Source organism: Nocardiopsis lucentensis DSM 44048, from assembly GCF_000341125.1.
Taxonomy (GTDB): Bacteria; Actinomycetota; Actinomycetes; order Streptosporangiales; family Streptosporangiaceae; genus Nocardiopsis; species Nocardiopsis lucentensis.
Genome location: NZ_ANBC01000602.1, coordinates 1 through 6,241, shown reverse-complemented (window position 1 = coordinate 6,241; position 6,241 = coordinate 1). Strand labels below are relative to the sequence as shown.

The window sequence follows — 6,241 nt, the reverse complement described above, 5'->3', positions numbered from 1 at the left end:
GGCTGCCGCACGCTGAAGACCGGCCAGGGCGGTGTCGTGGAGATCGACTCCGAGGCCAACGTCCGGTTCGCGCTCTTCTCCGGGACCAGCTGCCAGGGCAGCCGCGCGCTCGCCTCGGGACACGGGACCGTGCGGTTCGGGAATCCGGTCCTGGCGGGCGCGATCGTCATCGGCTGACATCCGGCGTCCGCACGGACCCCGGCCCCGGACGGAACCGGTCCCGCCGTCCCTATCCGACGTGTCCGCGCACCGACCGACCCGGCGACCGGTCGGTGCGGCGGCCGTCGCGGACGGTGAACTCGCCGCCCACGAGGACGTGTTCGATACCCACCGGCGCCCGGCGGGGCTCGTCGTACGTGGCTCCGGCCGCGACCGTGCCGGGGTCGAAGACCACCAGGTCCGCCACCGCCCCGACGTGGACGACGCCCCGATCGGTGAGGCCGAGCCTGCGGGCCGCGCGTGAGGTGAGGTGGCGGACGCACTCCTCCAGGCTGAGGACGCCGAGCTCCCGGACGTAGTGGCCGAGGTAGCGGGGGAAGGTGCCCCACCCTCGCGGATGGGGGCGGTCCCCGACCAGGATGCCGTCGCTGCCGCCGGTGTGCGAGCTGTGCCGCATGACGGTGCGGACGTTCTCCTCGTTGCCGACCTCCATCAGGCAACCGGACCGCAGCTCGTCCGCGACGAGGAGGTCGAGGAAGAGCTCGCCGGGCTTCGCCCCGCGCGACTCGGCGAGCGCGGCGACCGGCGAACCGACCGCCCACGACAGGGCGGGGTCGCCGACACCCGTGACCACGACGGTGGCCCAGTCCAGCGGTACGCCGTGGTTCCCGTCCGTCCCCTCGACCTCGACCTCGTGCAGGACGCGGGCGCGGATCGCGGGGTCGCGCAACCGGTCCAGGGTCGCCGCGGCACCGCCCTCCTGGACCCAGCTGGGCAGCGGGGCGGCCAGGTAGGTGGCGCTGGCCGTGTACGGGTAGCTGTCCAGGGTGACGTCGAGTCCGTACCGGACCGTGGCCTCGTCGATGGCGTCGAGGACCTCGGGGGCGCGCCCGCGGTTGCGGGGGTAGTTGACGTGGCAGTGCGCGAGGTGGAGGGGGACGTGGGCGCGGCGGGCGACCTCGAGGCACTCCTGGTAGGACTCCACGACGTGGGATCCGTAGTTGCGGTGGTGGGGGCAGTAGTAGCCGCGCGCCACGCGGACGGGTTCGAGGAGGTCGACGATCTCGTCGTCGGTGGCGTACATGCCGGGGGTGTAGGTCAGTCCGGTGGAGAGGCCGTGGGCACCCTCCGCCATGCCCCGGGCGACGATCTCGCGCATCCGTTCGGCCTCGGCGCGCGTGGGCGGTCGGTCCTCGTCCCCGATGACGGCCATGCGGACGTTGCCGTGCGGGACGAGACAGGCCACGTTGACCGGGGCGCCCCGGTCGACGAGGTCCAGGTACTCGCCGACGCCGTGCCAGGAGCGTTCGAGGTGCGGTGTGCCGTTCCACGCGGCGATCCGGCCGCTGATCTCGTCGGCGGTGGCCTCGGTGACGGGCGCGTAGCCGAGTCCGTCCTGCCCGACGACCTCCAGAGTGACGCCCTGGAGGACCTTGGCCTCATGGGCGGGGTCAGCCAGCACGGCGAGGTCGGAGTGGGCGTGCATGTCGATGAAGCCCGGCGCGACGACGAGCCCGCCGACGTCGACGTACTCCCCCGTGCTCCTGGCCCCGCCGGGCGGAACGATGTGGCTGACGCGGCCGCGCGCCAGGACGACGTCGGCGGCACGGGCGGGGGAACCGGTCCCGTCGACCACGCGTCCGCCGGTGAGTACGGTCTCGGACTGCTCGGACTGCACTGTTCCTCCGTTCGGGGTGCGCGCCGCACCCGTTCGGTGAGCCTCCGCCAGTGTTCCGGTGTGACCTAAGATACGCCGCACCCCGACAATGGATAAGTTTGTTTTCTGTTTATGGACGGTGCGGCGGCCCGTGAGTCGGCACGGGCTTCGGCATGAGCGGATGCACGTGCCCCCCATGGCCGCAATCGGTCACAACCGACAAACTGGGCGTTATAACGGACGTAACTCCGGTAGCTTGATGCATCGTCCGTAACCCACATCCCTCCCCCAACAAGAGGAAAACATGCTCATCTGGCGAGGCTGGGGCATTCTCGTCCTGCTCATCGCGGCACCGCTCGGCGGCCTGGGCGCCTTCACCGCCATGACCCTCATCGGGGAGGGCGCCGACCCCATGGGCGCCGGGATCGGCCTACTCCCCGCGGCGGTCGCCGTCTTCTTCCTCGGCAGGAAGCTCAACGCCCCGCGCCAGGGATTCCACCCGGCCACCGGACAACCGGTGCTCCACCGCAACGCGCACACGTTCTTCTTCGTGCCGATGCAGTACTGGGCCTTCATCCTGCCGGTTCCCGCCGCCGCGTTCATCGTCACGGGCCTGTCCGCCCTGGCCTGACCGGAACACGCGTCCCCCGACTCCGGCGGCCCGGCGCCGCCGGGGTTCACTCGTCCTCGGTCTCGAAGTCCGCGAGGCACAGGTCCAGCAGGGCCTGAACCCGGTCGGTGAGCCGCGCCCGATCGTGCGCGCGCAGCGCCGTGGCCCCCTCGATCAGCCGCACCCGGGTCAGGCCCAGCAGCACGGCGGCGACCAGGGAGGCGTGGACCGGCGCCTCGTCGCCCCCGAGGTAGGCGGAGAGGGGTTCGAGCATGGCGGACTTGAGCCGCCCCTCGTACACGGCCTGGAGCTCGGGGTCCCCGGAGGAGTGGTCGAGGGCGCGCTGCAACGCCGTCCCCTCGCCGTACAGGCGGCCGACCGCGTGCTCGGCCAGGCGCCGGGTCAGAGTGCCGGGATCACCTGAGATCAGCCCGGGGAAGACGCCGTCCTCGCGCAGGATCTCGGTGAGGAGACCGCGCTTGGCGCCGAAGTAGCGGTTGATCAGCGCGACGTTGACACCGGCGTGCGCGGCGATCATCCGCGAGGAGACCGCGCCGTACCCCTCACTGGTGAACAGTTCCCGCGCGCTCTCCAGGATGCGGGCACGCGTCGCCTCACGCCCGCGCGCTGGCGCGGAGCCGCCTCCGGTTTCCTCCGGACGGACCATGTGCACACCCTTCGGCGGCCGCGAACTGACTGTCGGATATCCAGGTTGACACCTCTGGGGCCGCGACGCACACCGATACGTCGGACAGATATCGATTTGACAGGTCAACAGCGTTTACATATACCGGACCATGGACGCCCGCCCCCGGCACTCAGTCGCGGGGCTATTCGCGCGTCCGGATTCGGGGGACCCATGGAACAGTCGGTACGAGACGAGCGCGAACCCGGCGGGCGACCCCCCGCCACGGCCCCCGAGACCTTCGAGACCTCCGCCCCGTCCCCCGGCCCCGCCACGTCGGACTCCCCGGCGACGACCTCCCGGCCCGCCGTGCGCAGGATCATGGTCGGGCTGGTCCTGGCCATGCTCACCTCGATGCTCACCAACTCGATCATCGGGACAGCGCTGCCGACGATCATGGGTGAACTCGGCGGGCAGGACCGCCTGGCCTGGGTCGCCACCGCCGCCCTCCTGACCATGACCGCGTCCACGCCCGTGTGGGGCAAGCTCTCGGACGTGTGGGGACGCAAGCTCCTCTTCCAGATCGCGCTCGGCGTCTTCATCGTCGCCTCGCTCGCCGCCGGGATGGCCCAGGACGTCAACTCGCTGATCGCCGCCCGCGCCCTCCAGGGCCTGGGCGTCGGCGGCCTGGCCACACTGCCCAACATCATCCTCGGCGACGTCGTCCCGCCGCGCGAACGCGGGCGCTACAGCGGACTGATCGGCATGGTCTTCGGCGTGTCCACCGTCCTCGGACCGCTGGTGGGGGGTTTCCTCGTGGACAGTCCGCTGGGCTGGCGGTGGTGCTTCCTCATCACCGTGCCCCTGGCCGTCGTCGCCTTCGTCGTCATCCAGGTCATGCTCACCCTGCCCGCCCGACCGCGCCACCGGGCCCCCGTCGACTGGCTGGGCGCCGGGTTGGTCTTCAGCGCCGCCAGCACGCTCATCGTGCTACTGAGCCTGGGCGGATCCCAGATCCCCTGGACCTCGCCGACCGCCATCGCCCTGGGCGTCGGAGCGGTGCTCTTGACCGTGTCCGCCGTCCTCGTCGAACGGCGCGCCGCCGACCCGATCGTCCCCATCCGGCTGTTCCGCGACCGCACGTTCGTCCTCGCCTCGGCGGGCTCGGTCTGCGTCGGCGTGATGATGTTCGGTCTCATCATCTACCTCCCGCAGTACCTGCAGATGGTGCACGGCGCGTCCCCGACGGTCTCCGGCCTGATGACCCTGCCGCTGGTCGTGTCGTTCCTGGTCACGTCGATCGGCTCCGGCTTCGCCGTGAGCGGGAACGGCCGCTGGAAGGGGTACACGGTCACGGGGATGGCGCTGGCCGTCACGGGCTTCGCCGTCCTCGGCCTGGGCCAGGTGCTGCCCGGTCTGGGCCAGGTGCTGCCCGATCTGGCCACGGTCGTCGTCGGTCAGGCACTGGTCGGCCTCGGGATCGGCCTCAACCTCCAGCTCCTGCTGCTCGCCACGCAGAGCGCCCTGCCGACCGGTGACCTCGCGTCGGGCACGGCCACCCTCACCTTCTTCCGCAACCTCGGCGGGTCGACGGGAGTGGCCGCGTTGGGCGCGGTGATGGTGGCGCGACTCGACACGGAGCTGGCGGAGGCGGCGGCGACGGCACGTGCGGACGTGGCGGCCCAGGACGGGCCGGGGGCCGCCGAGGCCGAGGAGTTGTCGGAGGGCCTGGCGCGTGCGGCGGAGTCGGCGCAGGGCTCCCCGGAGCTGGTCCACGCACTCCCCGGCCCCGTCCGGGACGTCATCGTGGGCGCGTTCGACCACGCCATGCAGGGCGTGTTCGTCGCGGGACTCCCCGTCGCCGTGATCGGGCTGGTCGCCGTGCTGTTCATGAGGGGCGTGCCGCTGCGCGGCGGGAGCGCCCCCGAGCGCGTTCCTCAGAGGTAGCGGCGGAAGCCCTCGGCGGAGACGCCGAAGCCGAGGGCCGCGGAGAAGCCGGAGGAGCGGTCGCGGCTCTCGTGCGCGAACAGCTCGACCTTGTAGCACCCGGCACGGGTCGCGCGGTCCAGGGCGTCCTCCATCAGGGCCCGGCCGACACCGCCTCCGCGCCGCTGCGGGTCCACCACCAGGTTGTCCACCACGGCCCAGGGCTGGGCGTCGTGGGTCAGGTTGGCGACGACGAGCAGGTCCAGGGTGCCGATGATCTGTCCGCGCTCCTCGGCGACCAGCACCGTGCGGTCCGGGTCGTTCTCCATCCGCGTCCAGGCGCGGACCGCGGCGGAGGACATGCGAACGTGCGCGCCCTGCGTGTCGGCGGTACCGCCGAGTTCCCTGAGCAGACGCAGAATCGCACCGAGGTCGGACCGGATGGCCGCGCGTATCATCATGGCTGTCGGCATCGTAGCCGACAGCCTGCGACAAGGCGGACGTCACCCTACATCCGGCCACAAAACGGCAAGGGCGCGTTCGGTGGATGCCGCCCGTCGCGAGCGGCGTCTCCGGTGCGGCTCTCGCAAGGCCGAAGAAGGAGTTCCCCTACTGTGCTCCGCTTCGCGAGCTCCGCAGTGTCGCACAGCGGGGGCCCGCCCGGGGTTGGCTGTCGACTGATGAGAACGCGGCGAGAGTTGTGCCGGGGCGTCGCGCAGCAGGGCGAGTGTCCACCGAACACGCCCTAGGGGGCGGGACCGGCGGTCCCACCCCCTGTCGCCCGGCCCTCGGCCGGGTGCGACCGCGCCGCTACTCGTTGCGGATGATCCGCACACCCTCCTGCCCCGCGGCCGGCGGCTGCGGCTGGGCGGACTGCGGACGGCTGTAGACACCGGGGATGTCCGTGTCGGCCGCGCCACTCGGCGGGGTCACGGGCCGCTGGGGACCGCTCGGCCCGCCGTGACCTCCCGGAACGGGCGCCCCGGGGGCGGGAGCGCCCGGAGCGGGGACACCGGAGACGGGTGCCCCCGTGGGCGGAGCGGCGGCCTGCGGGGCCCCCGGAGCCGTCCCGTCACCCTTGCCGCCACCCGGCCGCGGTGCCTGCCCCGGCTGGGACACCGGGGTGATGCGCACGGTCGCCTCGTCCGCCTCCGGCTTGACCGGCGGCAGCTTCGTGGTCGGCTCGTCCGTCTCCGGCTTGACCGGCGGCAGCTTCGTGGTCGGCTCCTCAGCGCCCTGCGCCTTCGCACCCTGGGCGGGCTTG

5 protein-coding genes and 1 pseudogene are annotated in these 6,241 nt (G+C 72.3%); 2 read left to right on the top strand and 4 right to left on the bottom strand.

Going from position 1 to position 6,241, the window contains the following annotated elements; translation table 11 throughout:
- Positions 1-229: 229 nt before the first annotated feature.
- On the bottom strand, positions 230-1,837 hold the full coding sequence (locus tag D471_RS0121480) for an N-acyl-D-amino-acid deacylase family protein (RefSeq protein WP_017600532.1): 1,608 nt from the start codon (positions 1,835-1,837) through the stop codon (positions 230-232).
- A gap of 283 nt (positions 1,838-2,120) precedes the next feature.
- Between D471_RS0121480 and D471_RS0121475 the strand changes: the two genes are divergently transcribed.
- Positions 2,121-2,447, top strand: a complete 327-nt coding sequence (locus D471_RS0121475) for a hypothetical protein (RefSeq protein WP_017600531.1) — start codon at positions 2,121-2,123, stop codon at positions 2,445-2,447.
- A gap of 46 nt (positions 2,448-2,493) precedes the next feature.
- On the opposite strand, the gene D471_RS0121470 is transcribed toward D471_RS0121475, so the two are convergent.
- Positions 2,494-3,093: a TetR/AcrR family transcriptional regulator gene (locus D471_RS0121470; RefSeq protein WP_017600530.1), complete on the bottom strand. Its 600-nt coding sequence runs from the start codon at positions 3,091-3,093 to the stop codon at positions 2,494-2,496.
- A 192-nt stretch (positions 3,094-3,285) separates the two neighbouring features.
- Between D471_RS0121470 and D471_RS0121465 the strand changes: the two genes are divergently transcribed.
- Complete coding sequence (locus tag D471_RS0121465; RefSeq protein WP_017600529.1) at positions 3,286-4,998, top strand: MDR family MFS transporter; 1,713 nt, start codon at positions 3,286-3,288, stop codon at positions 4,996-4,998.
- Here the strand turns inward: D471_RS0121465 and D471_RS0121460 are convergent.
- Together D471_RS0121460 and D471_RS40340 are read right to left on the bottom strand one after the other, a co-directional pair.
- On the bottom strand, positions 4,989-5,438 hold the full coding sequence (locus D471_RS0121460) for a GNAT family N-acetyltransferase (RefSeq protein WP_017600528.1): 450 nt from the start codon (positions 5,436-5,438) through the stop codon (positions 4,989-4,991). The two genes, D471_RS0121465 and D471_RS0121460, sit on opposite strands and share 10 nt — an antisense overlap.
- A gap of 349 nt (positions 5,439-5,787) precedes the next feature.
- A pseudogene (locus D471_RS40340) lies at positions 5,788-6,241 on the bottom strand (cell division protein DivIVA); the annotation flags it as partial.